Origin of the sequence: Bartonella sp. MU70NMGDW, assembly GCF_042194085.1 — a bacterium.
Classification (GTDB): Bacteria; Pseudomonadota; Alphaproteobacteria; order Rhizobiales; family Rhizobiaceae; genus Bartonella; species Bartonella grahamii.
The window spans coordinates 1-827 of the sequence record NZ_JBHIMK010000516.1; the positions used below are offsets into that span (position 1 = coordinate 1).

Annotated in this window: 1 protein-coding gene; it reads left to right on the top strand. The window is 38.8% G+C overall.

Annotated elements, in window-relative coordinates; genetic code table 11:
- Positions 1-827, top strand: an 827-nt coding sequence (locus ACFIKE_RS12330; RefSeq protein WP_375650158.1) for a hypothetical protein, incomplete at both ends; no start/stop codon positions are given.

Here is an 827-nt window from a genome sequence, read left to right on the forward strand (position 1 = left end):
TATAATTGGTATGAAACGGATACACTCAGGCCTCTTTTACCTACTTATGTATCAACCGTTGATTCAGGAAATCTTGCTGGTCATTTAATAACACTCTCTTCTACCTTAAGTGAATGGGCTGAAAAACCGCATATTTTTTTTCAAAGTAATCGAGAAGGCTTATCGGATGTTCTTGCTATTCTTGAAGAAACTGTCAGAGAAATTCCAGATCATCAACCCAGTTTACACTCTTTACGCCAAAAAATCGAAGGAAACATCACTCGTTTTCATGATTCTGTCTTCACTTTTATAGAACAAGAAAATACGATCCCTTCTCACGTCATAGATCTTTCACTTGCAGCCCACGATATTGTGCACTTAGTCGGTGAACTTGACCATAAAATTCAAACGATAGAATCTGCTCGTGCGCTTTCTTGGGCAAAATGCCTTATCGATACCTGTAACGCTTATCATTATGATGCGACTGCTCATTGTGATACTGAAAAATTACGTAAAAAACTAAACAGGCTGGCTATAGTGGCACGGCAAATAGCCTTTGATATGAAATTTGACTTTTTAGAACAGCCTAAACGGCATCTCTTATCCATTGGATACCGTGTTCAAGAAAACAAACTCGATGAAAATTGTTATGATCTACTTGCTTCAGAAGCACGTCTTGCAAGCTTTTTTGCCATCGCAAAAGGAGATATAAAACTTAAACATTGGTTTCGTCTTGGTCGACTTCTCGTACCCATAGGTGGGAAAGGTGCACTCCTATCATGGTCTGGATCGATGTTCGAATATCTTATGCCATCTCTCATAATGCATGAACCTTTAGGATCTCTCCT